At 67.2% G+C, this 22,261-nt stretch carries 19 protein-coding genes and 1 pseudogene; 11 read left to right on the top strand and 9 right to left on the bottom strand.

The window, feature by feature from the left end; translation table 11 throughout:
* Positions 1–42: 42 nt before the first annotated feature.
* The 3 genes from AAFP30_RS04150 (at position 43) to AAFP30_RS04140 (ending at position 3,828) form a co-directional block, all read left to right on the top strand.
* A complete protein-coding gene (locus AAFP30_RS04150; RefSeq protein ID WP_419228546.1) occupies positions 43–1,077 on the top strand; it encodes an agmatine deiminase family protein in 1,035 nt (344 codons plus the stop codon).
* Positions 1,074–3,095, top strand: a complete 2,022-nt coding sequence (locus AAFP30_RS04145; protein WP_419228545.1) for an amidase — start codon at positions 1,074–1,076, stop codon at positions 3,093–3,095. The genes AAFP30_RS04150 and AAFP30_RS04145 overlap by 4 nt, the downstream gene beginning before the upstream one ends.
* A gap of 85 nt (positions 3,096–3,180) precedes the next feature.
* A complete protein-coding gene (locus AAFP30_RS04140; RefSeq protein ID WP_419228544.1) occupies positions 3,181–3,828 on the top strand; it encodes an MBL fold metallo-hydrolase in 648 nt (215 codons plus the stop codon).
* Positions 3,829–3,847: 19 nt separating this feature from the next.
* Here AAFP30_RS04140 and AAFP30_RS04135 read toward each other — a convergent pair whose 3' ends face one another.
* Together AAFP30_RS04135 and AAFP30_RS04130 are read right to left on the bottom strand one after the other, a co-directional pair.
* Positions 3,848–4,315, bottom strand: coding sequence for a DUF664 domain-containing protein (locus tag AAFP30_RS04135; RefSeq protein WP_419228543.1), 468 nt, complete (start codon positions 4,313–4,315; stop codon positions 3,848–3,850).
* 12 nt (positions 4,316–4,327) lie between these two features.
* The gene (locus AAFP30_RS04130; RefSeq protein ID WP_419228542.1) at positions 4,328–5,926 is read right to left on the bottom strand and encodes a BTAD domain-containing putative transcriptional regulator; all 1,599 of its coding nucleotides are present in this window, start codon (positions 5,924–5,926) and stop codon (positions 4,328–4,330) included.
* An 83-nt stretch (positions 5,927–6,009) separates the two neighbouring features.
* Between AAFP30_RS04130 and AAFP30_RS04125 the strand changes: the two genes are divergently transcribed.
* Positions 6,010–7,419, top strand: coding sequence for an FAD-binding oxidoreductase (locus tag AAFP30_RS04125; RefSeq protein ID WP_419228541.1), 1,410 nt, complete (start codon positions 6,010–6,012; stop codon positions 7,417–7,419).
* Positions 7,416–8,306, top strand: a complete 891-nt coding sequence (locus AAFP30_RS04120; protein ID WP_419228540.1) for an NAD(P)H-binding protein — start codon at positions 7,416–7,418, stop codon at positions 8,304–8,306. Before AAFP30_RS04125 ends, AAFP30_RS04120 begins: the two co-directional genes overlap by 4 nt.
* Before the next feature lie 19 nt (positions 8,307–8,325).
* Here the strand turns inward: AAFP30_RS04120 and AAFP30_RS04115 are convergent, their stop codons facing one another.
* Positions 8,326–9,954, bottom strand: a complete 1,629-nt coding sequence (locus AAFP30_RS04115; protein WP_419228539.1) for an MFS transporter — start codon at positions 9,952–9,954, stop codon at positions 8,326–8,328.
* Between AAFP30_RS04115 and AAFP30_RS04110 the strand changes: the two genes are divergently transcribed.
* From AAFP30_RS04110 to AAFP30_RS04090, 5 genes and pseudogenes are all read left to right on the top strand, one after another.
* The gene (locus AAFP30_RS04110) at positions 9,929–10,123 is read left to right on the top strand and encodes a hypothetical protein (RefSeq protein WP_419228538.1); all 195 of its coding nucleotides are present in this window, start codon (positions 9,929–9,931) and stop codon (positions 10,121–10,123) included. The genes AAFP30_RS04115 and AAFP30_RS04110 overlap by 26 nt on opposite strands.
* Positions 10,124–10,178: 55 nt before the next feature.
* Positions 10,179–10,812 (top strand): annotated as a pseudogene (locus tag AAFP30_RS04105) (DUF2461 domain-containing protein).
* 65 nt (positions 10,813–10,877) lie between these two features.
* On the top strand, positions 10,878–11,279 hold the full coding sequence (locus tag AAFP30_RS04100) for a YchJ family protein (protein ID WP_419228537.1): 402 nt from the start codon (positions 10,878–10,880) through the stop codon (positions 11,277–11,279).
* 101 nt (positions 11,280–11,380) lie between these two features.
* Positions 11,381–12,196: an SDR family oxidoreductase gene (locus AAFP30_RS04095; RefSeq protein ID WP_419228536.1), complete on the top strand. Its 816-nt coding sequence runs from the start codon at positions 11,381–11,383 to the stop codon at positions 12,194–12,196.
* 176 nt (positions 12,197–12,372) lie between these two features.
* Positions 12,373–14,487, top strand: a complete 2,115-nt coding sequence (locus AAFP30_RS04090) for a glucose PTS transporter subunit IIA (RefSeq protein ID WP_419228535.1) — start codon at positions 12,373–12,375, stop codon at positions 14,485–14,487.
* A 72-nt stretch (positions 14,488–14,559) separates the two neighbouring features.
* Here the strand turns inward: AAFP30_RS04090 and AAFP30_RS04085 are convergent, their stop codons facing one another.
* The 3 genes from AAFP30_RS04085 to AAFP30_RS04075 form a co-directional block, all read right to left on the bottom strand.
* The gene (locus AAFP30_RS04085) at positions 14,560–15,444 is read right to left on the bottom strand and encodes a sucrase ferredoxin (RefSeq protein WP_419228534.1); all 885 of its coding nucleotides are present in this window, start codon (positions 15,442–15,444) and stop codon (positions 14,560–14,562) included.
* The gene (locus tag AAFP30_RS04080; RefSeq protein ID WP_419228674.1) at positions 15,441–16,658 is read right to left on the bottom strand and encodes a cupin domain-containing protein; all 1,218 of its coding nucleotides are present in this window, start codon (positions 16,656–16,658) and stop codon (positions 15,441–15,443) included. Before AAFP30_RS04080 ends, AAFP30_RS04085 begins: the two co-directional genes overlap by 4 nt.
* A 62-nt stretch (positions 16,659–16,720) precedes the next feature.
* The gene (locus AAFP30_RS04075) at positions 16,721–16,975 is read right to left on the bottom strand and encodes a BatC protein (RefSeq protein WP_419228533.1); all 255 of its coding nucleotides are present in this window, start codon (positions 16,973–16,975) and stop codon (positions 16,721–16,723) included.
* Positions 16,976–17,062: 87 nt separating this feature from the next.
* Between AAFP30_RS04075 and AAFP30_RS04070 the strand changes: the two genes are divergently transcribed.
* The gene (locus AAFP30_RS04070; RefSeq protein WP_419228673.1) at positions 17,063–17,785 is read left to right on the top strand and encodes a DUF998 domain-containing protein; all 723 of its coding nucleotides are present in this window, start codon (positions 17,063–17,065) and stop codon (positions 17,783–17,785) included.
* On the opposite strand, the gene AAFP30_RS04065 is transcribed toward AAFP30_RS04070, so the two are convergent.
* The 3 genes from AAFP30_RS04065 to AAFP30_RS04055 all read right to left on the bottom strand — a co-directional run bounded on the left by AAFP30_RS04065 (position 17,743) and on the right by AAFP30_RS04055 (position 22,259).
* Positions 17,743–19,578, bottom strand: coding sequence for an AMP-dependent synthetase/ligase (locus AAFP30_RS04065; RefSeq protein ID WP_419228532.1), 1,836 nt, complete (start codon positions 19,576–19,578; stop codon positions 17,743–17,745). The genes AAFP30_RS04070 and AAFP30_RS04065 overlap by 43 nt on opposite strands.
* Positions 19,579–19,688: 110 nt before the next feature.
* On the bottom strand, positions 19,689–21,632 hold the full coding sequence (locus AAFP30_RS04060; protein WP_419228531.1) for an ABC transporter ATP-binding protein/permease: 1,944 nt from the start codon (positions 21,630–21,632) through the stop codon (positions 19,689–19,691).
* Positions 21,633–21,728: 96 nt separating this feature from the next.
* Positions 21,729–22,259 (bottom strand): hypothetical protein, encoded by a 531-nt coding sequence (locus AAFP30_RS04055; RefSeq protein WP_419228530.1) that lies wholly within the window; start codon positions 22,257–22,259, stop codon positions 21,729–21,731.
* Between the last annotated feature and the right edge of the window lie 2 nt (positions 22,260–22,261).

The following is a 22,261-nucleotide window of genomic DNA, read 5'->3' as shown; positions in this document are numbered from 1 at the left end:
TCACTTCTATTGATTGAGCGATCAATAACGAGAGGTTCGCCGATGTCCTGGAAAATGCCCGCCGAGACCGCCCCGCACGAGCGCGTGTGGATGGCCTTTCCGCGTAAGAACACCACCCTCGCCGAGAGCGCCGCCGACGCCGAGACCGCCTACGCGGCGTGGAGCCAGGTCGCCAACACCGTCGTCGAGTTCGAGCCGGTCACCGTCGTCGTCGACCCGACCGAGGCCGCCCGCGCCCGCACCATGCTGGCGAGCGCGGTGGAGATCGTCGAGGCCGACCTCGATGACGCCTGGATGCGTGACATCGGGCCCAGCTTCGTCACCAACGACGAGGGTGAGATCGCCGCGGTTTCATGGACGTTCAACGGCTGGGGCGCTCAGGAGTGGGCCGAGTGGGACAACGACCGGCGGATCGGTCGGTTCGTTGCCGCCCACGCCGGCGTGCCGGTGATCAGCTCGATGCTCGTGCAGGAAGGCGGCGCCATCCACGTCGACGGTGAGGGCACCGTGCTGGTGACCGAAACCGTCCAGCTCGACCCCTACCGCAACCCGTACGCCACCCGCGAAACCGTCGAGGCGGAACTGGCGCGCACCATCGGCGCCCGCAAGGTCATCTGGGTCCCCCGCGGACTCACCCGCGACTACGAACGCTTCGGCACCCGCGGCCACGTCGACATGGTCGCGACGATCCCCTCCCCCGGCACCCTGCTGATCCACCATCAGCCCAATCCCGAGCACCCCGACCATCTCGTCACCCGCGAGCTGCGTGAGTTCTTCGCCGGCACCACCGACGCCGCCGGCCGCAGCTGGAACATCGTCGACCTCCCCGCCCCGGACACCATCCGCGATTCCGAGGGCTTCGTCGACTACAGCTACATCAACCATCTCGTCGTCAACGGCGGCGTCATCGCCTGCGGGTACGGCGAACCGGCCGCCGACGCGCGGGCCGCCGAGATCCTCGCCGAGGTGTACCCCGGCCGACGGGTCGTGACCATCGACGCCCGGGAGATCCTCGCGCGCGGGGGCGGCATCCACTGCATCACCCAGCAGCAGCCAGCCGTGGGGAGCCGGGCATGACCACCACCCCGACCCAGCGCCAGACGCCGCCCTTGGTCGAGGCATCGATCGCCGAGTTGACTGCGGCATTGGCCGACGGCCGCGTCACCAGCGTGGAACTCGTTGCCGCCTACCTGAATCGGATCGCCCACTACGACCGGCACGGCCTGACGCTCAACGCTGTCCCCGTCCTCAACCCGGCGATGTTCGACGAAGCGCGCGCCTCCGACGAACGCCGTGCCCGCGGCGAGTCACTCGGGCCGTTCGACGGCATCCCCTACACCGCCAAGGACAGCTACCGCGTGCAGGGACTGACCGTGGCCTCCGGCTCACCGGCGTTCGCGGACCTGGTGGCGGGCTCGGATGCGTTCGCCATCGAACGCCTGCGCGCTGCCGGCGCGATCTGCCTGGGCCTGACCAACATGCCGCCGATGGCCAACGGTGGCATGCAGCGCGGTTGTTATGGTCGTGCCGAAAGCCCGTACAACAGCGACTATCTCGCGGCCGCATACCTGTCGGGTTCGTCGAACGGGTCGGGGGTGTCGACGGCGGCGAGCATGGCGGCCTTCGGGCTCGGTGAAGAGACCTGGTCGAGTGGCCGCTCGCCGGCGTCGAACAACGCGCTCGTCGCGTACACGCCGTCGCGCGGGGTGATCTCGGTGCGCGGCAACTGGCCACTCACCCCGACGATGGATGTCGTTGTGCCACAGACTCGCACCGTCGACGATCTGCTGGCGCTGCTCGATGTGCTGGTGGCCGACGACGCCGACACCCGCGGCGACTTCTGGCGTACCCAACCGTGGGTGACACTGCCCGCCGCATCCGAGGTACGGCCGGACAGTTACCAGCACCTGCGCGACCCGGAATCGTTACGTGGCAAACGGTTCGGCGTTCCCCGGATCATCCTCGGCGACGACGACGAGGCGGGCTGGCCGATCACCCCGCGGCCGTCGGTCATCGAGCTGTGGCAGCGCGCGCGGGCCGACCTGGAGGCGGCCGGCGCCACGGTCGTCGACGTCGATTTCCCTGCGCTGACCAACTACGAGCTCGACCGGCCCGACGCCCGGGACGGCTACGCCCGGGGCATCCTGCCGAAGGGGTTCTTCGACGCCGAGATGTGGGACCTGACCGCCTGGTCGTGGGACGACTACCTGCAGGCGACCGGTGACCCGGCGCTCGATCGTCTCGCAAAGGTCGACGGCGACAAGATCTTCCCGCTCCCCGAGGGGTCCATCCCGGACGAGCTGCACGGCTACTACGCCCGCTACAACCTCGACATCAGCGAGTATCCCGAGCGCGCGGCGCACGGGATCATGCCGCTCGAGGAGATCCCCGATCTCGCCGAAGGAGTTCGGGGCCTGGAAGAATTGCGTCGCGTGGACTTCGAGGAGTGGCTCGACGACCTCGGTCTCGACGCGCTGGTGTTCCCGTCGGCCCTCGACGTCGGTGCCGCCGACGCGGACACCAACCCCGCCTCGCATGAGCGGGCGATGGCCAACGGTGTGTGGGTGTCCACCGGGAACACGATGATTCGCCACTACGGCATCCCGACGGTCAACGTCACGATGGGCACCATGCGCGACATCGGCATGCCGGTCAACCTCACGTTCGCCGGCCGCGCCTATACCGACAACGCACTACTCGCGTATGGCTGGGCGTACGAACAGATTTCGCGACGACGCGTCGCTCCCCCGTCGACACCGGAACTGCCCGGACTCGCCCGGTTCGGGGGTGGTGCCACGGGACCGGCGCCCGATCTGACAGTGCAGGCATCAGTGAGCGTCCACGACGAGGTCGCGCGGGTCGAGATGTCCGGGACGACCGATGCCGAACTGCTGCAGGTGTTCGTCAACGGAATCGCCGCACCGGTCGAGCGAGAGGCGCACGACTACACCATCTCGATGGAGCTTCCCGTGGCCGAACTCGAACGACGACACTCGCAGTGGCGTGGGCCGTACGGCTCCGTCGTGACCGCGGTGGCCACCTCGTCGGCAGGAGCGGTCTCGGCGCGTTATGTCGTGGTCGGCGGGACGGAGTAGCTCGGCCAGGAACAATGCCATACGACGACGGCCGGGAGCGTAGGGTCGAAGTGCTTTCGTTCAACGCCGAACTGTCGGAGGGGTTATGAAGTTCACCAAGTACACGCACGCCACGGTCACCCTGGAAAAGGGCGGGCGCACGTTACTCCTCGATCCCGGCAGCCTGACGCCCAACGCGGCCGAGTTGCTCGCCGCAGCCGATGCGGTGCTGATCACCCACGAGCACTTCGACCACTTCGACACCGACGCCATCGTTTCGGCGATGACCGCACGCCCCGATCTGCACCTGTACGGTCCGGCCGCGATCGCCCCGGCACTTGCCGCCGTGGCCGACCGGGTGCATGCGGTCGGCACCGGCGATTCCCTGGACATCGCCGGATTCACCGTCGAGGCGTTCACCACCGACCACGCGGTGATCCACCCCGAGATCCCGTTGGTGGACAACGTCGGATTCCTCATCGACGGCAGCGTCTTCCATCCCGGTGACGCCTACCTGAATCCCGGTCGGCCCGTCCAGACATTACTGTTGCCGGTGAGCGGGCCGTGGATCTCCACCGAGCAGGCGATCGACTACGTCCGTGCGGTGGCGCCGGCCTACACCATCGCCATTCATGACGTCATGCTCAGCGATGTCGGCAAGGCGACCTCCAACATGTTCCTCGGTGCCGAATCCCTCACCGGCACAAGGATGGAGCTGGTCGAGGTCGGCGACTCCCGCGAACTCGACGGGTAGCCACGACGCTATCGTCCGATCAGCGCAGCAGTTCGTCGCGGCTGATCTGCAACTGACCGAGGTGCTGTGCGAGGTCGTGAATCACGTGCAGCAGCACCCACTGTGGGGTCACCGTCGCCAGATCCACCGTGGCGGCGGTGCCGCGGGCATCGCGGTCGGCGATGCCGTGAGTCAGCATCTCTCTCGACCAATGCGCAGTGTCCGCGCGCACCTCCCCCACTCGTTCCAGCAACTCGAGCACCGACCCGGTCGCCTCGAACTCGCCGGAGCGATCTCGCGGCAATCGGCGGCCGCAGCCGAAGGTGCCGAGCCACCAGCGGGTCATCTCCACGCAGTGATGGCCGATGGCGTACGGCGAGTTCGCCCCGCTCGAGTCGAGTCGCCGATTGGCCTGCTCGTCGTCGAGGTCACTCAAGATCGAGACGATGCCGCCCCAGCAGCGGTCGGCGGTATCGAGGCATGCGTCGAGCCAATTGTCGTCGTTCATGACATCACTGTGTCATCGATGAGTCGTCGTGACCGAGTGGATGAAGTCGATGGTGTGGTCGACGATGTCGTCGGAGCCGCTGAACCACACCGCATCCGCCCCGGCGGCAAGCCGCAACGTCGCGTTCGGCAGGTGTTCGGCGAGGTATCGGCTGTGTCCCGGGTCCACGTTGGTGCAGGAGCGTCGGGACAACAGCAGCACCGGCACGGTCACCTCGGGCAATCGGGGGCGAAGATCTGTGGTGGTCGCCGCAGTGCGAATCTGGCGTGCGGTCCCGGGTCCGGCACCCCGGCGCCCGATGCGATCCCACCACGACCGAAAATCCGGGTCGCCGGCCAGGTTCGGCGCCACCAGGGCGGCCGTCCCGATCCCGTGGGGGCGGTTGGTGTCCACGGCATCCTCGACCAGATCTCGCGCAGTGGACGCGTCCAGGCCGTGTGGGTATCCGTCACCACGCCGATAGCGGGCGAAGCAGTTGATCAGGACCAGACCGGAGAACATCGTGGGCTGCCGTGCCGCACACTCGAGGGCGATCAGGCCGGTGTCGAAGTTGGCGACGATGACCGGCCGAGTCATCGCAGCCGCCGCGACCACGCGGGTGAGGTCGTCGACCCACTGATCGAGCGGCGACGACGAGTGGTCGAGTGGTTCCGACAGACCGATGCCGCGCCGGTCCAGGCATACCAACCGTGCTCTCGATCCCAGCCGTCGATGCGCACGGTTGACGTGGGGTTCGTCGAGCAGACCGTCGATGGTGAGCAGGCCGGGGTTGAGCAAGATCGTGTCCGGCCCGGAGGTGGACACCGTCAGAAAAGCAGTCCGCCCGTCGGGCGTGTACTGCGGTGGGCTGTCGTCGATATGAGCGGTCGGTGCCACGGATTCCGGCTCCAGCACCCGTGCCTGCGCCGCCCGGAGTGCGGGACCGGGATCGAGTCCGACCTCCCCCAGCGCATGCCGGGCGCGCGCAACGGTTTCCAGGGCTTCGGCGTGGCGTCCCGAACGATGCAGTGCCACAACATAGTCCACCCAGGCGGATTCGTCTGCGGGATCGGCAGCGGTGAGGCCGGCGAGCTCGCCGAGGGCGGCACCGGGATCGGAGCCGGCGGCCATCGCACCGAGATGCTCGCGGACGAGCTGTGCGTGCTCGCGTTGCCAGCCGACGAGCATGGCCTGCCCGGCGATGGTGCCCGGCAGTTCCGGGTCGCCGCGCCAGAATTCTCGGGCGGCCGCAAGGGTTTCCACGGCCGCATCCGGCCGGGTGGACACCAGGGTGCGTGCCCGCCGACGCAGTTCCCGCACGTGATCGAGATCGAGATCCGCAACGAGACGGTATCCGGTCCCCACCGTGACGACGGTATCGCCGGTTCCCGCTGCCCGCAGTGCGGCACGAATGCGAGAGACGTGGGCGCGTAGGGTTTTCGGCGCCGACTCCGGGGGTTCGTCCCACAACACCCGGGTCAGTTCCGGCACCGACATCACCGACGGCGCATGGACGGCCAACAGCGTCAACAGTTCCCGCGCTTTGCGCTCCAGCCGTAGCGGTGCGCCACCATCCGGGGCGGCCACCGCTGGTGCGTTGACGACGCGAAGGCCGCCGAGCACGCTGATCACGGTTCCAGAGTAGGACGTCACCACAACCAGACCACAACCCCAACGCAACCGTTTCACCTCGACGGGGCGGTTATCTGGTCGGCATGACATCCACGACAGACACCCCACTCGTCGCCGCGCTCACCGCCCGCCTACACGGCCGCGTCCTTCTGCCCCACCACGCCGACTTCGACGCCATGCGGTGGGGGTGGAATCGCACGGTCGAAGCATCTCCCGACGCGATCATCGTGGCGCAGGACTGCACCGACGTGCAGGCCACCATCCGCGTCGCCCGAGAATTCCACTGCCCGTTGCACGTCCAGTCGACCGGCCATGGAACCTTACGGTCGAGCCACTCGGGTCTGCTCCTGAACCTCTCGTCGATGAACGACGTCCACATCGACACGGACCGACGGCTCGCGACCGTCGGACCCGGCGCCACCTGGCACGACGTCAATCGTGCCTCCGCCGCGGTCGGACTGGGGTCGCTGGCCGGCCGGTGCGGGACCGTCGGTGTCGTCGGATACACCCTGGGCGGCGGATCCGGCTGGCTGTCCCGCACTTTCGGCTACGCCGCCGACAGCGTGGTGAGCGCCGAGATCGTCACCGCCACCGGCGAATTGCTCACCATCGACCGCCATACCGAGCCGGATCTGTTCTGGGCCATCCGCGGAGGTGGCGGCAACTTCGGTGTCATCACGTCGCTGACCTTCCGACTGTTCCCGGCACCAAAGGTGTTCTCCGGCATGTCCTTCTATCCCGTCGAGCGGGCAACCGACATCTTCGGCGCCTACCGGGATTGGAGCGCCGACGAACCCGACGGGATGAACACCGCGGTGCTGCTGATGCGACTGCCGCCGAGCCCCGCCGTGCCAGAATCCTTACGGGGGCGGCAGGTCATCGCGATCCGTGCGTTCGCGCTCTGCGACGAGACCACGGGTCGACGCCACCTCGAGCCACTCCTGCAGGTGGCCGGCCCCGCACTGGTCGACAACTTCGCCGAACGCGGATTCGCCGACGCGAGTGCCGCCACCAACGGCCCGGACGCCCCGCCCATGCCGCACCGGCAGCTGGTGCATCTGTTCGACACCGTCGACGACGAGCTCCTCGACGCCACCCTCGGAGATGAAGCAGGAGCACCGGATTCGCCGTTCGCATTCATCGAACTCCGGCATTGGGGCGGCGCTATGGCGCATCCGTCCGGCGACGTCGGATGTGCCGGCCACCGGAACACGCCGTACTCGATCCTCGCCGTTGCGCCCTACCTGACCCCTGATCGCGCTCCGGTCGATCGCCGGGTCGACGCGTTGGAACAGGCCCTCGCCCGACGGGCCACCGGAGGCTCTTTTCTCACCTTGCAAACCGATCCCGACCGCACCGCAACAGCGTTCACCGTCAACAACTTTCATCGGCTCAAGCAGATCAAGAGCCGTTGGGATCCCGACGACTTCTGTCAACCGTCCCACCACATCGCGCCGTACCCCACGGCCACCACCGAAAGGAATCACCCATGACCACCATCCTGATCTGCGGCGGCACCGGCCGCGTCGGCGCGCATCTCGTCGCCGAACTCCTCGTGGCCGGGCACCGACCGCGGGTACTCGTCCGCGATCCCGCACACGCGCCGCAGGACTGGCGCGCCGCCGGCGTCGACCTCGTGATCGGCGACTTCACCGACGCGAAGAGCCTGGCCACGGCCGTACGCGGCGTCGACCGCCTCTTCCTCACCTCCGCCGACGGACCGACCAAGGTCGCCGACGAGACCGCCGTCATCCACGCTGCCGTCCGCAGTGGTATCCGACGTATCGTCCGGCTCTCCGCAATGCACGCCCAGATCGGGTCGACGCTGCCGGCCTTCGACTGGCACGGTCAGATCGACTACGAACTCGACCGCAGCGAGGTTCCCTACACCCTGCTGCGACCGGCGTTCTTTGTGGACAACCTGCTGATGGTGGCGCCCGGGGTCGCCGCCACCGGCCACCTGGCCTCACCGACCGCCGGTGCCCGGGCCGCGATGATCGACGTGCGCGACGTCGCCGCGAGCGCCGCCGCGGCGCTGCTCACCGACGGACCACTGCGAGCCGACTACGACCTCACCGGTCCTCAAGCGATCACCTTCGTCGAAGTCGCGGCCGCCCTGTCCGAGGCGACCGGACAGGACATCGTGTTCGACGACCTGACACCGGAACAGGCGGCACCCCGATTCAGCGGCGCCGGACTGCCGGACTGGTTGGCCGCACAACTCTCCGGCGCCTTCGCCTTGCTGCGGGCCGGTGGATTCGACGTGGTGGCCGACGGTGTTCCGGCGTTGACCGGCCGGCCCGCGACGACCGTCCGGGCGTGGGCGGACACCCATGCCGCGGCCTTCGGTCCGGCGACCGAACTGGCGTCCGATCGATGACCGATCGGACTCGGGCAGGTCACCGTCCGGCGGGCGCCTCGGCGGAGACCTCCCCGAGTTCTGCTCCCGGAATCTTGGGGAGTCGTTGCGCGACGACCAATCCGAGCGCGGCGAGGAACATCGCGAGCAGGATCGCCAGCTTGATCGACTCCAGCTGGGCGTTGACGTAATGGTCGACGAGGGTGTCCACCTCGCTGGTGGGTACGTGATGGGCCGCGGCGACATCGTCGAGTTGATCGCGCCCGAGGATCTCCACACCGTTGGCCGACGCGTCGGCGATCTGGGTCTTGGTCTGCTCGGTGATCGACGAATCCGCTTGCACTGCGGTGTTGAAACCCGAACTGAGCGACGCCACGAGGATCGCGCCGAGCAGCGCAACACCCACCGAGGTACCGATGTTCTGCGCGGTGCCCTGCAGTCCGCCGGCCTCGCCACGGTCCCGGTCGCCCACCGAGGACATGATCACGTTGCCCAGTTGGGCGGCGATGAATCCGAATCCGGCACCGAATACCGCCATCCCGATGGCGAACAGCACGTTGTCGAGCTCCGGGTCGATCGTGGTGACCAGTAGTCCGCACCCGACGAGAACCAGGGACAGTCCGAGGGTCACCATGCGCCGCGGAGACTGGGTGGCGGCCAGTTTGGGACTCGCGAACGCGGCGATGAGCATCGCAATCGACATCGGTGCCAGCTTGAGGCCGGTCTCGAACGCGTTCTTGAGCAACACGTACTGGAGGTAGATGGGGATGACGAAGAACATGCCGCCGATGATCGTCTGCTGCGCGATCAGCATGACAAGGCCGTTGCGCAGCTGCAGCATGCGCAGCAACTCCGGATGCAGCAACGGGGTTCGGCCCTGTGCCACGACACGGCGCTCCCACGCGACCAGACCGATCAGGATGAAGACGCCCAGCGCGATCATGAACGGCACCACGGAGAAACCGAACGGGGTGATCTCGTGGCCGGCGATCGTCAGCGCACCGGATGGCCGGATGAAGCCCCACGTCCCCGACTGCAGCAGGGCGATCACGATGAAACCGAGACCGAGCGCCGACAACAGCGTGCCGATCCAGTCCATCTCGCCGCGCTCCTCCGACCGTTGGTCGGCGATCACCCGCACCGACGCGACGATCAGCACACACACCACGGTTTCCGCGGCGAACACCACGCGCCAGGTCAGGGCCTCGGTCACCCACCCACCGATGAGCGGTCCGGCGGCCGCACCGGCGGCGGCGATCCCGCCCAACGCGCTGTAGGCGGTGGCCCGGTCCCGGCCGCTGTAGTTGGCGGCCGTCAGCGAGATGATCGCCGGCATCACCATGACCGCGCCGGCCCCCTCGACGAAGGACCAGCCGAAGAGCAGCCAGCCGATGTTCGGGCTGAAGGCCGTGATCAGCGATCCCAGACCGTAGACGACCAGGCCGATCGAGAAGATCCGGCGGCGCCCGAACATGTCGCCGAGGCGGCCACCGAACAGCATGAACGAGCCCATCACCAACGTGTAGAGGGTGATCGCCAGTTGGACTCGGGTCAGTGTCGTGTCGAGATCGACGACGACGTTGGACACCGACACGTTCATGACGGTGGTGTCGAGGACCATGATGAACTGAGCCGCGCTCAGAATGACGAGAACGCCCCAGTGTCGCACCGCGGCAACGCTACCCGATCATTCCGGCATCACCTGCACTGATACCCCGCGCGTCGCCGCGATCGCGCGTAGCATCCCAGCCATGAACGCGATGTGGATCATGCCCGCAGTGGCCGTCGTCTCCTGCATCATCATCGGACTCGGATTCGCCCTCGGCCTGCCGGACTGAGCACTCACAGCTACTGGGCGCTCGACCTACCGGGCGCTCGACCTACCGTGGACACATGACGTTCCAGGGCTTCCCCGAGGCAGCACTCGACTTCTACGACGACCTCGAGATCGACAACTCGAAGGTGTTCTGGGAAGCGCACAGGGACGTCTACCGCACGGCGGTGGCCGGCCCGATCACCGAACTGACCGACGCACTGGCCCGATGAATTCGGTCCGGCCAAGATCTTTCGGCCCTATCGCGATGTGCGGTTCGCCAAGGACAAGACGCCGTACAAGACACATCAGGGTGCCTACGTCGCGGTGGCACCGGCCACCGGCTACTACGTGCAGATCGGTGCGCCCGGCGTCCGAGTGGGCGGTGGGTTCTACGACGCGAGCGCCGAACGACTCGCCGCCATCCGCGCCGCCATCGTGCACGACAAGCACGGTCCGGCCTTGCAGCGCATCGTCCGCAAGCTCGCCAAGGCCGGCTGGGAGGTCGGCGGCACCCAGCTCAAGACCGCTCCGCGCGGCTTCGACGTCGAGCATCCACGCATCGAACTGCTGCGTCACAAGTCCCTGACGGTCATGCGCGACTACGGTTTCGACGCGATCATCCATTCCCCCGACCTCGTCGACCGGGTGCGAGCCGACTGGCGAGAAACGAAACCACTGGTGGACTGGGTCGCCCGTCACGGAATCGTCTGAACGACGGGCCGACCGATCGCCATCACGCCGTGGGCGGCGAAGCGGACGTACTACGCTGAACTCCGATGACCGAGATCCCAGCCGATGACGACCGCTGTCCGTGTGGCTCCGGACTGACCTTCGCCGAATGCTGCGCGCCCATCCTGCGGGGCACCCGCAAGCCGGGCAGCGCGGAGATGTTGATGCGGTCGCGGTTCACCGCCTTCTCGATCGACGACCGCGACTATCTCCTCGACAGCTGGCATCCGCGCACCCGGCCCCGCAACCTGGTCCTCGACCGGTCGATGCGGTGGATCCGCCTGGAGATCGAATCTGCCAGCGCCGGAGGCCCTTTCGACACCACCGGCGAGGTGGTGTTCGCCGCGCACTACACCGTCAACGGCGTCCGCGGCATCCTGCACGAGCGCAGTCGTTTCGAGAAGTACGACGGGGTCTGGGTCTATGTCGACGGAGTCGTCGAACCATAACCGGGTCGTCGAACCATAACCGGGTCGTCGAACCATAACCGGGTCGTCGAACCATAACCGGTCTGACCCCCGGGCAACCCTGAGCGAACGGAGCAGCAAGAGTGGCAAACGAAGTGGTGGTCGTCGTCGGCACCGGCGGGATGGGCGTGTCGATCGCGCGGCGCCAGGCAGCCGGCCGCACCCTGGTTCTCACGGACTTCGACGAGAAGGCCCTCGACGCACACACCGCCACGCTGCGCGGCGAGGGTTATGACGTGTCGGCGCAACCCGTCGACGTGTCCTCGGCCGAATCGGTTGCGGCGCTCGCCCACCACGCCGCGTCCCTCGGCGACGTCGCCCAGGTCGTCCACACCGCCGGACTGTCCCCGGTCCAGGCCCCCACCGAGGCCATCCTGAAGGTGGACCTGCTGGGCGTGGCGCTGTCGCTGGACGCCTTCGGCGAGGTCATCGCCGACGGCGGTGCGGCCGTCGTGATCGCCAGCATGGCCGGACACATGTTCCCGCCCTTGCCGGCCGACCAGGCCAAGGCGCTGGCCACCGCGCCCGCCGCCGAACTCCTCGACCTGGAATTCCTGCAGCCCGACGTCATCACCAACCCCGGCCACGCCTACGGCATCGCCAAGCAGGCCAATCACTTCCGCGTGCGCGCCGCAAGCCGCACCTGGGGTGCGCGGGGTGCCCGGGTCAACAGCATCAGCCCGGGCGTCATCTCCACCGCGATGGGCACCGCGGAACTCGGCGGCGAGAGCGGCGACACCATGCGGGGTCTGATCGCCATGTCCGGGACCGGCCGGGTCGGGACGCCCACCGACATCGCCGATGCCGCAGCGTTTCTCCTCGGACCCACGTCGTCGTTCATCACCGGCGCCGACCTGCTCGTCGACGGCGGAGTGGTCGCGGCGATCACCTCGAGCTGACACCGATATCCCGCTGAGCGTCGAATCGATACCAAAAGGTTTTTCGACAGGCTTGTCTTTCTGGCCCCACACGGGGTGGCAGGCGACTAGCATCCGAAAGGCTGGACGTGTGTCGAGTACGTGGTGGCACGTGTCCGCGGAGTGAACCACAAGCGTTATCACTCACGAGGAGAGCTATGTCGTCCCAATCAGCAGCCGCGATCGTCAGAGCAGTCGGCGGTCCCGGCAACATCGAAAGCCTTACCCACTGCGCCACGCGCCTGCGATTCCAACTCCGTGACAATTCGGGCATCGATCAAGGAACGGTCGAAGGCATCGATGGTGTGCTGGGTGCGGTGTCGCAGGCCGGCAACCGATATCAGGTGATCATCGGCGGCGCCGTGCAGACCACCTACAACGACATCATGGCGCTGCCCGAGATGTCGAACGTGGGCCAACCGTCGGACGCCGAGGTCAAGGCCGCCGCCCGCGCCGGCGGACCACGCGGTAAGACCGCGTGGCTCGACTCGCTGTTCGAGTACCTCTCGGACTCGTTCCGGCCGATCCTGGGTGCCCTGCTCGGCGCGTCACTGTTCATCACGTTCATGTCGCTGATGGCGACGCTGGACGTGATCCCGTCGTGGAATGCGCCGGGGGTCACCCTGGAACCGTCGTGGGCGTTCGTCAACCTCTGCTGGCAGTGTGTGTTCGTCTTCCTGCCGTTGATGATCGCCTACAACGCGTCGAAGAAACTCGACGCGGACCCGTGGGTCGGCTTCGCCATCATGGCGGTGCTGATGTTGCCCGGGTACACCGCGCTCGGCGAGAACGCCACCGAACACACCATCTTCGGGTTCTCCATCAAGACGATCGACATCTTCGGTATCCCGTTGACGATCAACGACTACAGTTCGCAGGTCTTCCCGCCGCTGCTGATGGCCGCGGTCCTCGGCCCGCTGTACAAGCTGCTGAAGAAGCTGATCTCCGAGAACGTCCAGTTGATCTTCGTGCCGTTCTTCGCGATGTTGATCATGATTCCGTTGACCGCGTTCATCATCGGCCCGATCGGTGTGTACGTGGGTGCCGGTCTCGGTGACATCCTGAAATCGATCAACGACTTCTCACCGTTCATCTTCGCCATCGTGATACCGCTGGCGTATCCGTTCATGGTGCCGTTGGGTCTGCACTGGCCGATCAACGCGATCATGCTGATCAACATCCAGACCCTGGGCTACGACTTCATCCAGGGCCCGATGGGCGCCTGGAACTTCGCCTGCTTCGGCGCCACCGCCGGTGTGATGGTGCTGGCGATGCGGGAGCGTGACACGCAGATGAGACAGACGGCGACCGGTGCGCTCGCGGCCGGTCTGCTCGGCGGCATCTCCGAACCGTCGCTCTACGGTATTCATCTCCGGTTCAAACGGATCTATCCACGAATGCTGGTGGGCTGCTTCATCGGCGGTCTGATCATCGGTATCGGCGGCGGCGTCACGACGAACGCCTTCGTGTTCACCTCACTGCTGACGATCCCGGCGTTCGATCCGCTGCTGCTCTACGGCATCGCGGTCGCCGCGGCGTTCTTCGTCGCGATGGCATTGGTCATCGTGTCCGGGTATCGAACGCCCGAGCAGCAGGCCGAGTTCGAGGCGGCCCGGGATGCCGGACTCGAACGGCCGGGCGCGATCCCGATCGACGACAGCGCCGAGGGCGTCGAGGCGGCCGCGACCGCCGCGAGCACCCTTCCGCCGACCGGTGGCGGCGTTGCTGCGGCCGGAGTCGCGGGCGCGGGTGCGGCGGTGGCCACCGCGGCGGCACCGTCGGGCGATGCCGCGACCGCCACACAGGGTGCGGTGACGCAGATCGGTGCGCCGCTCGAGGGCACTGTGGTGCCGCTGTCCGACGTTCCCGACCCGGTGTTCGCCAAGGGCACGATGGGCGGCGGTGCGGCGATCCTGCCGTCCGGGGACACCGTGTACGCACCGGCCAACGCGATGGTCGTGGCGGCGCAACCGACCGGCCACGCGTTCGGACTCGTGCTCGACGGCGGGATCGAACTGCTCATCCACGTCGGCATCGACACGGTGCAGATGAAGGGTGACGGCTTCGATGTGAAGGTGAAGGCAGGCCAGAAGGTCGAGGCGGGCACTCCGCTGGTGACCTTCGACCGCGCCAAGATCGAGGCGGCCGGCTACTCGATCATCACACCCGTGGTGATCATGAACACCAAGAAGTTCGCCTCGGTGCAGCAGATCGGGAGCGGACCGGTGTCGGTCGGCACACCCATCATCGGGGTGGAGGCCAAGGCCACCTGATGCGGTAACCATCCCGTCCAGCAAGGTCTCCCCGGATCGCACCCGCGGTCCGGGGAGATCTTTGCTTGGGTGTCAACCGAAATCGATGGAGTGCAACACGAACTGGCGTACCCGGCCGGCGACCCCGGCGGCGCAGGTCGAGAGCAACGGGTCGGACAGATGTTCGCCGAGAACCACGGTGATCGTTCCGGCATCGCCAAGGAGCCGCACGTGGATCTCGTGGTCGAGGTGGGTGACGTCGAGCGGTGCGAGGGCGTCGATACGGTCGTCGCCGGTCTCGCGGCGCACGAAGTACTGCGCGGCCTGCACCGCATGCGGCAGCGAGGTGCGTCCCCGCAACAACGAATTGTCCAGACGCCCTTGGGTGAAACGGTCGACGATGGCGGCGGCGTCGGGCGAGGTGTCCACCCGTCCGTAGCTGAGTCCGTGTGGCAGGACGAGCATCGTCGCGGCGAACCGGTCACCACCGAGATGGGAACACTCCCACGTCCATTCGGGATAGGCCGCGGAGATCGCCGCAGTCGCCGCGCGTCCGCGCACGGCACAGCACTGGTCGTGTTTGCCGTGGGCGCACACCGCGACCACCGGATCGCTCGATGGCTGCCCGTCGGAGCCGTCGAGCGCGAGGTCCAGATAGCCTTCGGCTCCGCCGACCTCGCCGCGGTAGATCGATTCGGCACCCGGCTCGGAGGTGACGACGAACCATCGCCACCGGGGGACAGCAGGTCGACGACCGGGCCGGCGGATCGCGACAATCCGCATGCCCTCCTTCTCCACTCGGCGGACGATGGTGCGCCCGAGGTCGGGGTCGATGATGCTCGGCGACTTCAGGAATGCCGAGTGGCCCCACGGCCCCGACAGTTCCAGCAGCATCCAGGAGAACCCCGCGGATGCGGTGCCGTGCATCGGGTCGCCGCGTTCGATGGACTGGTCGCTGCACGGGCGGCGATCCCTCATCCGCGCGACTCCGCAACCGGGACGACGACGGCCTCTCGGAGTAGGCGTCGGCTCAGGACCAGCGAGTCGGCGGTGTCGAGGCCGGGGAGTCGTCCGGCGGCCACCACGGTTCCCTGCTGGACCGCCGCGACGGCATCGGCACAGAATCCGGGGAAACCCATGGTGCGGTCGGCCAGCACCAGTTCGATGCGAGTGCCGGCGGGGCGCACGGTGGCGATCAGTCCGTGCCGCAGGCGCAGGTGCGAGTCCACGTCGAGCGCGGTGATCGCGTCGACGGTGGCCAGCGGTCGTACGGGTGCGGGCCGAGTCCGGTCCGCGTGTCGGGCGGTCATCCTGGCCGCCACCGACTCCCCCAGCTCGCTGTCCCGTTCGGCCAGCAGGGTTGTCAGTGCCGCCATCGTCTTGGCGACGATCGCCGTCGTCTCGTCACGGTCGGTGAGATCGACGCCCATCGGCAGCGACGACCGCAGGTCGTCGACAGCGCCGAGTTCGTCGACCAGGGCCCGCAACACGTCATGCCCGGTGACCGCCGCGACGCCGACGGTGAGATGAATCGAGGTGTCGCCCAATGCTTTTGCCGAGTGAATCCAACCACGCGGGAGGTAGAGCGCGTCGCCGGGTTCGATCACGGTGTCGATGACCGGGTCGTCGAGCACCCGTCGACCGATGGCCGCGCGGTGGTCGGTCCACGGCTGCGACGTCAGTGGATCGGTGTGGACGGGTTCGTGGACGGTCCAGTGTTTGCGGCCGGCGATCTGCAGCACGAAGACGTCGTGCACGTCGTAGTGCGGGTCGAATCCGCGGTTGGTCGCGGGCGTGATGTAGGCGTTGGTCTGTACGGGGTGGCCGAGGTCGTCGACCATCCCGCGCGCGAATCCGATGATCGGCGGCCACAGGCGGTGCAGGCCCTGCAGCACGATCGTCGCGCCCGCCGCGAACTCCGTGAGCACCTTCGCGGAGTCGACCTGGTCGGGCATCTCCGCGCCGAAACCCGCTGGGCCGGAGTAACAGTCGCGCCCCAGCAGGCCGCCGTCACGGGCCATCCGGAGGAACGGCGTGCGCACCCCGCGCTCGGCGATCAGCTCGTCCACGTCGGCGGGCGCGAGCAGGTCACCGAAATCGCGGGGCAGCGCCGTCGACCGGCTGAGCAGCGGCCGCCGATCCCAGTGATCGCGGGCGAAGGTGTCCGCGTCCACCGAGATGCAGCGACTCAGTGCCGGCGCCCTCCGGGCTGACGCTTTCCGGATCGGTGCTCTCTGGGTTGATGTGGTGCGGTTCAAGCGGTTCCGTCGGCCCCGCCGTCATGTCCGTCCGGGTTGGAGCCACCGTCGGCCGTTCCTTCACCGGCGGAGGCGGAGCCGTCGGCGCCGCCGTCGTGGCCATCGGGATTCGAACCGCCGTCGGCGGGTCCCTCACCGGCGTCCGCGGTACCGTCCGCGCCGCCGTCGTGCCCACCGGGATTGGAGCCGCCGTCCGCAACACCTTCGCCTCCGGCGCTGGAGGTGGTGATGTCGTCGTCGTCGAGTGCCATCGGGTAATCCTCTCGTCGTCCGGAGTCGCGGGTTCGTGACTCCACCCTCCACTATGCACGCCCAGGACCGGGCCGCGGGCGGATAAGCTGACCGGAGTGAATAGCTGGGCGATACGCGGGACCACCGCGGCAGTGCTGATCGCGGTGGCCGGGATCTGTTACTCGTCGTGGGTACTGGAGTTCTTCTGGTCGACACCGCTGGATCCGTTGCGCAGCTTCCTCAGTGAACTCGACGCCGCACACCGACCGCACCGCGGCGTCTACGTCGCCGGTGACATCACGACCGCCATTACATCCCTGGCCGCAGGCTTGCTGCTGCTTCTGCCACGCCCACTGTTCGGCGGCTGGAAGGCGATCACGGCGGTGGTCGCGCTCGCGGCGTTCGGCGCGTCGACGCTCGCCGACGCACTGCTGCCCATCGAGTGCATCCCGGGAATCGATCCGGGCTGTCCGGTCGAACCGAGCGGCCTGCTCCCCCAGCTGCACCACGTGCACGCGTTGACCAGCACCCTAGCGGTGTTCTCCATTTTCACCGCGATGATCGCCGCCACCGTCACGAGTTATCGCGACCGGATCTGGCCGCTGCTGCGGACGGCCGGTCTGGTGGTGCTGGTGATCGTGGTCGTCTCGACCGTGTGGATGCTGGCCGCCGACAACGCGCACGGCGACTTCCGGCTCGGTCTCGCCCAACGCATTCAGGTCGGCGGCATGACCGTGTGGCTGGTGCTGTGGGGTGTGGCGATCGCGCTGGCGGTGCGCCAGACAACTCAGCGCAGGTCGACGATGTCCGCGCCGGCGGTCGACTCGTAGAGCGCACCGATCTGGGTCGCGTACTTGTCGGCGATCGGCTTGCGCCGCAACTTCATCGTCGGGGTCAGCTCGTCGCCGCCGGGATCCCAGGCCGCGGGCACGACGGTGAACCGTTTGATCTGCTCGACCCGGGACAGCTTGCCGTTGCCCTGCTTGATCGCGGTGGTCACCTCATCGACGACCTCACGCCGCGACGACAGCGTCGCGATATCGGCGTCGGGGATGTTGAGCATCTTGGCGCGCGCCGCGGCGGCGTCCGGGTCGAGGACCACCAGCGCCGAGATGTAGGGCTTGCCGTCGCCGATCGCGACGACCTGGCCGATCAGCGACGACGCCGCCTTCATGGTGTTCTCGATGTTGGTCGGCGACATGTTCTTGCCGGCCTCGTTGATGATGAGTTCTTTCTTGCGGTCGACGATGGTGACGTTGCCGGCATCGTCGATGGTGGCGATGTCCCCTGTGGCCAACCAGCCATCGGCGTCGATGGTCTCCGCGGTCTTGTCGGGTTGCTTGCGGTAGCCGCGCATCACGACCGGTCCGCGGACCAGGAGTTCGCCGTCGGGCGCGAGCTTGGTCTCCACCCCGGTGATGGTGGCGCCGACGGTACCGATCTTCATGTTCTCCGGCACCGTCATGGTGGAGACACCGGTGGTCTCCGACATGCCCCACACCTCGAGCACCGGGATGCCGAGTCCGAGGAAGAACTTCAACACCTCGGGCGGGATGGCCGCGGCACCGGAACCGGCGAACTTGATCTGGTCCATGCCGATGGCCGCGCGCACCTTGTGCAGCACCAACTTGTCGGCAAGCCCGTGTTGCACCCCGCCGAGCAGGCCGGACCCGCGCCCTTCGATCTGTGCTCGGGCCGACGCCGCACCCGCCCCGAACGCCCACGACGCCAGGTTCTTCTTGACCGGGCTGTGCTCCTCCGACATCTTCGCCTCGATCCCCGCCCGGATCTTCTGCCACACGCGCGGTACGCCGAAGAAGAAGGTCGGCCGCACTTCGGGGAGCGCCGCCGCGATCTCGCGGGGATCGGGCACGGTGGTCACCTGGATGCCCCGCACCATGTTCGCGGCATGCGAGGAGACGCGGTCGGCGATGTGCGCGGCGGGCAGATAGGAGATCACCCGGTCGTCGAGACCCACCTCGACGTGCTCGGCCAGCGCCGCGAGTTCGGCGATGATGTTGCGGTGGGTGATCTCCACACCCTTGGGCGGACCGGTGGTGCCGGAGGTGTAGATCAGCGTCGCGAGATCCTCAGGTTGCACCGCTCGCCACGCCGCATCGAAGTCGAATCCGTCTGGCGGCGCAGTCTTTTCGAGCTCGTCGAGGGTGGTGGCACCACTCGCGGCGCCGTCGACGACGATCGTGGTGGACACACTCGTGGTCGCGGCGCGCAGTGCGGGCAGGAACACCTGCTCGGTGACGACGACCGCGTTCTCGGCGTTGCCGAAGAGGTATTCGATCTGGTCGGGTGAGCTCGTGTTGTAGATCGAGAACGGGATCGCACCGAGGTGCAGCGCGGCCGTGTCGACGAGATGGAACTCGGGCCGGTTGGTCAGCATGATGCCGACGGTGTCGCCGCGCGAGACCCCGAGTGCGGCAAGTCCACCCGCGATCGCCTCGACGCGTCTGCCGTACTCGGCCCAGGTGATCTCCTGGATGCCGCCGACGGTGCGGAGTGCGATCGCGCTCGGCCGCAGCCGGATCGTCTCCTGGAAGGCCTCCGGCAGCGTGGCCACCGCCGCGCCGCTCTCGTGTGGGAAGGTGATCCGTTGTGTCTGCCCCATGACCGATGTCCTCGCTTCACCCGACTGTGTGGTGACGCTCACAGTACCGAGGTGTCAGGCGGCGCGGCAGCTATCGGCGAGATTGGTAATGCGATGGTAAAAATTGCTCGTCAGAGCGTCTTTCCTGAGCCATTCGAACGACCTCCCGCGTCGACCGGACGCATCTCCCAGTCGCCACCGCCGGTCAGTTCGAGCACCTCGGTGTGATGCTGGTCGGTGGTGCTGCGGTGGCTGACCGACACGATGATCGTCTCTGGGAGTTCACCGCGGATCAGTGAATAGAGCGAGTACTCGAGTCCCTCGTCGACCGCCGAGGTGGCCTCATCCATGAACACCACCTGCGGGCGGGTCAGCAGGATGCGCGCGAACGCCACCCGCTGCTGCTCGCCCGGCGAGAGCACCTTGGCCCAGTCCTCTTCCTCGTCGAGCCGCTCGGTGAGATGCGGCAGGAACACCTGCTGCAGTGCATGTTTGATCGCCTCATCGCCGACATCGTCGGGCAGCGCGGGGTAGGCCACGGCGGTGCGGAGGTCGCCGAGCGGTATGTACGGGATCTGGGAGAGGAACAGGGTGCTGTCACCCGCGGGACGGTCGAACTCGCCGGCGGCGAACGGCCACAGTCCGGCCAGGCCGCGAAGGAGCGTCGTCTTGCCGGATCCCGAACGTCCCTTGATCACGAGTGCGTCGCCGGGAGACAGCTCGAGGTTGAGGGCGCGGATGAGTTCGTTGCCGTCCGGGGTGCTGATGTCGACGTCGGCGAGTCGCACCGAACGGTCGCGGTCGGCGGTGGTGATCGTCGGGAGTACACGCGATTTCTCGTTCGCGTCCTCGAGTCCATCGAGTCGGTAGAGCGACGCACGCAGGTCGGCGAAGGAGTCGTAGGACTCGCGGAAGAACGACAACGAGTCGTGCACGTTGGCGAACGCCGAGCCCGTCTGGTTCATATCGCCGAGCGTGATCTGCCCGGCGAAGAATCGCGGTGCCTGGATTAGGTAGGCGAACACCACCGACAGCTGGTTGATGACAAAGTTCCAACCAGTGAATTTCAGTGTGCGATAGATGATTTGCCAGAAATTCGCGACGACAGCGCCGAAGCGTTCGAGTAGGCCCGCCTGCTCGCTGCCCTGGCCTCGATAGAAGGCCACGTTCTCGGCACCGTCGCGGACCCGAACCAAGGCGTATCGGAAGTTCGCGGTGAGCCGTTCACGGAGGAAGTACAGGCGGATCAGCGGTCGACCCAACCAGAACGCGATCACCGTGGAGATCAGCACGAACATGTAGACGAACCAGACCATCGCACGGGGCACTTCGGTACCGAAGACATTCATCGGACCGGACAGATCCCACAGGATCTTGGTGAACGACACGATGGTGATCACTGCCGGGATCACCCCGTTGGTCGATGATCCGCCGTAGCCGAACACGAGCTGGCGACTCGAGGTCGCAACGTTGGTGATGTCGGACTCGATACGCTGATCGGGGTTGTCGACACCGGGTTGGATGTGTGCATCCTCTCCACGAACGCCCATGTCGACGAATCGGTTGCGGTAGAACGCCATTCCGCCGAGCCAGTCACTCGTGGTCTTGGTCGTCAGGTACTGCCGCAGGCGGATCTCGAACATGCTGCCGAGATAGACCTCGATCAGGGTCCGTACGACGTGGATGGTGGCCAAAATGCCGAAGATTCCCATCGCACCCCAGAAGGTACGTTTACCCGCTTCGAGCGCTTGTTGGTTACCGGACGAGAAGCCCTCTGCGGCGGTCTGCAGGGCGGTGAACATGTCGTTGCCCTGATAGGAAAAGAGCACCGAGAGTCGCACACCGGTGACCGCGAGTACCAGCAGGACCGCCACCAGCACCCAGGCGCCGGTCCGCGTCGTCGGATCGGTGAAGAAATCGCCGGTGATCCGCCAGTACTGCCGACCCCACAGGGTGAATCGTGCGAGCAAGTAGCCGATGAGGAGCAGCCCGACCGCGGCGATGACGAATACGATGCCGATCCATTTCAGCGAGGCCCATATCTCGTGCGCCCAGTCGATGCTGTACGTCGTCACTGTTCCCCCTTCATGTCGGCGGGACCCACGGTCCGCTCGCGGCAGATCGCCGAAGTCTAACCCGGGCGATCTGTCACCACCGGGTGACGCACCGGCTCATCCCAGAGGTCGCAGGACAACTCCGGATTCCAGTGCCGAACCCGACACGGTCTCCTGATAGACGTTGCCGATCCGGACGACGTAACCGCTCTTGCCGGCCCGGACGGCCTTGGCGGAAAAGGGCAGTTCGCATTGGCCGTCCTCGCCGTTGCGGCGTTGGCCGAGCCGAGTGTCCGCGAGACGCTCGCCACCTTCGTCGTAGATCAGGACGGGTGCGCCGGTGGCCAGCGCGGTGGCCTGGGCCGGCAGCGTCGAGCACACGACCACGCCGTGAGCGGTGAAGTAGGCCCGCGACACCGATCCGAAGAGCAACGCGGCGAGCCCGATCACGAGCAGGGCGACGACACCGATGATGCTGACGATCATCACCGGGGTGCGCGAGGATCGTTGCCAGGTGCGTTGGCGCAGCATCGGTCCCGGCGTGAGCCAGTACTCGGGCTGCGGTCCCTGCGGCGGCGCGCCCACGCCCGGCTGCCACTCCACATGCGGTGACACCGGCGGATGGGCCGGCTGCTGCGGCGAACTCATAC

This window comes from Gordonia sp. CPCC 205515 (assembly GCF_048537925.1).
Classification (GTDB): Bacteria; Actinomycetota; Actinomycetes; order Mycobacteriales; family Mycobacteriaceae; genus Gordonia.
The sequence above is the reverse complement of the archived record's forward strand: the minus strand, read 5'-3'. Positions and strand labels throughout refer to the sequence as shown.

Bases quoted from the DNA above. Each gene is read 5' to 3' on its own strand.
- AAFP30_RS04150 (WP_419228546.1), top strand. From the start codon at position 43: ATGTCCTGGAAAATGCCCGCCGAGACCGCCCCGCACGAGCGCGTGTGG.
- AAFP30_RS04145 (WP_419228545.1), top strand. From the start codon at position 1,074: ATGACCACCACCCCGACCCAGCGCCAGACGCCGCCCTTGGTCGAGGCA.
- AAFP30_RS04140 (WP_419228544.1), top strand. From the start codon at position 3,181: ATGAAGTTCACCAAGTACACGCACGCCACGGTCACCCTGGAAAAGGGC.
- AAFP30_RS04135 (WP_419228543.1), bottom strand. From the start codon at position 4,315: ATGAACGACGACAATTGGCTCGACGCATGCCTCGATACCGCCGACCGC.
- AAFP30_RS04125 (WP_419228541.1), top strand. From the start codon at position 6,010: ATGACATCCACGACAGACACCCCACTCGTCGCCGCGCTCACCGCCCGC.
- AAFP30_RS04120 (WP_419228540.1), top strand. From the start codon at position 7,416: ATGACCACCATCCTGATCTGCGGCGGCACCGGCCGCGTCGGCGCGCAT.
- AAFP30_RS04110 (WP_419228538.1), top strand. From the start codon at position 9,929: ATGACGAGAACGCCCCAGTGTCGCACCGCGGCAACGCTACCCGATCAT.
- AAFP30_RS04100 (WP_419228537.1), top strand. From the start codon at position 10,878: ATGACCGAGATCCCAGCCGATGACGACCGCTGTCCGTGTGGCTCCGGA.
- AAFP30_RS04090 (WP_419228535.1), top strand. From the start codon at position 12,373: ATGTCGTCCCAATCAGCAGCCGCGATCGTCAGAGCAGTCGGCGGTCCC.
- AAFP30_RS04085 (WP_419228534.1), bottom strand. From the start codon at position 15,444: ATGAGGGATCGCCGCCCGTGCAGCGACCAGTCCATCGAACGCGGCGAC.
- AAFP30_RS04075 (WP_419228533.1), bottom strand. From the start codon at position 16,975: ATGGCACTCGACGACGACGACATCACCACCTCCAGCGCCGGAGGCGAA.
- AAFP30_RS04065 (WP_419228532.1), bottom strand. From the start codon at position 19,578: ATGGGGCAGACACAACGGATCACCTTCCCACACGAGAGCGGCGCGGCG.
- AAFP30_RS04055 (WP_419228530.1), bottom strand. From the start codon at position 22,259: ATGAGTTCGCCGCAGCAGCCGGCCCATCCGCCGGTGTCACCGCATGTG.